General features: G+C 39.5%; 2 protein-coding genes. Both read right to left on the bottom strand.

Annotated elements, in window-relative coordinates; all coding sequences use genetic code 11:
• Nucleotides 1-4 precede the first annotated feature (4 nt).
• Nucleotides 5-721 carry a YebC/PmpR family DNA-binding transcriptional regulator gene (locus HT711_RS10975; RefSeq protein ID WP_000532877.1) on the bottom strand — a complete coding sequence of 239 codons (717 nt, stop codon included), beginning with the start codon at nt 719-721 and terminating at the stop codon, nt 5-7.
• Between the two features lie 671 nt (nt 722-1,392).
• Nucleotides 1,393-2,410: cholesterol-dependent cytolysin pneumolysin (gene ply / locus HT711_RS10970; RefSeq protein WP_173250152.1), on the bottom strand; the 1,018-nt coding region annotated here is incomplete at its 5' end.

Here is a 2,410-nt window from a genome sequence, read left to right as displayed (position 1 = left end):
GTCACTAGAATCCGTCTACGTTTGTGTAGATTTTTTGTACGTCTTCGTCGTCTTCAAGAACGCTGTAAAGTTTTTCAAAGGTTTCAAGGTCATCACCTGACAATTCCACTTCTGACTGAGGAATCATTTCCAATTCTGTCACTTGGAATTCTTCAATACCTGACTCACGAAGGGCAACGATAGCCTTATGAAGATCAGTTGGAGCTGTGTAAACTGTGATTGTACCTTCTTCTGCTTCTACGTCGTCCACATCAACATCCGCTTCGAGCAACTGCTCAAAGACTGCGTCCGCATCTTCACCTGCAAATACGATAACTCCCTTGTTGTCAAAGAGGTAAGAAACAGAACCTGAAGCACCCATGTTTCCGCCGTTTTTACCAAAGGCTGCACGGACATTAGCCGCTGTACGGTTAACGTTTGAAGTCAAAGTATCCACGATCAACATAGAACCATTTGGTCCAAAACCTTCGTAACGTCCTTCTGTAAAGGTTTCATCTGTATTTCCTTTTGCTTTATCAATCGCTTTATCGATAACGTGTTTTGGCACTTGGGCTTGTTTAGCACGGTCGATAACGAATTTCAAGGCTGAGTTTGATTCTGGATCTGGATCACCTTTTTTAGCTGCTACATAGATTTCTACACCAAATTTTGCATATACTTTAGAGTTAGCTCCATCTTTAGCCGTTTTCTTGGCTACGATATTGGCCCATTTACGTCCCATTAGGAATCTCCTTTTTTCACATTTTAATCTTTCTTATTATAACACAAGTTTTTTCGATTTTCACTAGAGGAAATAGATTTTATTCAGCAAATCAAGCTATGATGACACTTTTGTTGTCAAGATGGCCTTACCTTTCCATCCTTATCAACATTCAAAAAACAAACTAGACCATTATCTGCAAATAGAAAGTTTCTGCCAAGTTTGACCAAGTCCGCTCAAGCTACTGTTTTGAGGTTGTAGATATAACCGATAAAAACCATTATACTGCACCTTTTGTTGACAGTCTACTCCAGACGTATCATAGTTCAAGTAAATACTTTGAAATTCAACAGTTCTTATAGGCGCTATTGTATTCTAAGAAATCAATAGAAGAGTTTCTAAACAAAACCATAATTTATGTGTTCTTGAAACAGAAATTTATGCTCTTTTTGATTTCAAATGATACTGAAGTTAGACTAGTACAACGGCACTTCTAAAACAAGTAAAAGGTAGCTAATTCCCTGTATAGCAAGGAGTTTCACTACCCTTTTTACTTTTTCTTACAGCCACTATTTGATAGACTCATTTTAACATCACGAGCATACTCCAATGGAAATCGCTAGGCAAGAGATAAACTTTCAGATATTCACAGAGAGATCATCGCCTCTTTTTGTCGCAAACATTCTTCTCTCCTAATCATTTTCTACCTTATCTTCTACCTGAGGATAAAGAGTCGTTCCCCAAATAGAAATCGTCCGCTTACGCACTAGTGGCAAATCGGTTTTTTCATAAACCGTACGCCACCATTCCCAGGCAAGTCCTGTACACTCCCTAATTTTGACAGAGAGATTGCGAACATTCCCTTTTAAAGGAATACTAGTGGTAAAATGAGCCGTCAAATCCTGCCCATTTCTGTCCCAAACCTTAGGAGTCAAAACTTCTTTACCTTGATAATCATAGGATAATTCATCCCAAGTAATGTAATATTGAGCAACATAGGCACCACTATGATCCAGCAGTAAATCACCGTTTCTGTAGGCTGTCACCTTAGTCTCAACATAGTCTGTACTGTTTTGAAAGGTCGCAACTACATTGTCCCGTAAAAAAGAAGTTGTATAAGAAATCGGCAAACCTGGATGATCAGCTGTAAAGCGACTGCCTTCTTGAATCAAGTCCTCTACCATATCCACCTTGCCTGTTACAACTCGGGCACCCGAACTCGGGTCGCCCCCTAAAATAACTGCCTTCACTTCTGTATTGTCTAAAATCTGTTTCCACTCTGTCTGAGGAGCTACCTTGACTCCTTTTATCAAAGCTTCAAAAGCAGCCTCTACTTCATCACTCTTACTCGTAGTTTCCAACTTGAGATAAACCTGACGCCCGTAAGCAACACTCGAAATATAGACCAAAGGACGCTCTGCAGAAATTCCTCTCTGCCTCAAATCCTCTACCGTTACAGTATCTTGAAACACATCTCCTGGATTTTTAACAGCATCTACGCTGACTGTATAATAAATCTGCTTAAAATTAACAATCTGAATCTGCTTTTCGCCCGAATGGACAGAATTAAAATCAATATCAAGAGAATTCCCTGTCTTTTCAAAGTCAGAACCAAACTTGACCTTGAGTTGTTCCATGCTGTGAGCCGTGATTTTTTCATACTGCATTCTAGCTGGGACATTATTGACCTGACCATAATCTTGATGCCAC

The sequence above is a fragment of the Streptococcus sp. 1032 genome, from assembly GCF_013277015.1.
In the GTDB taxonomy this organism is placed as follows: Bacteria; Bacillota; Bacilli; order Lactobacillales; family Streptococcaceae; genus Streptococcus.
Note: the sequence above shows the minus strand (reverse complement) of the source record. Positions and strands in the feature narration are given on the sequence as shown.

Coding starts and splice junctions, on each gene's coding strand:
- HT711_RS10975 (WP_000532877.1), bottom strand. CDS start 721: ATGGGACGTAAATGGGCCAATATCGTAGCCAAGAAAACGGCTAAAGAT.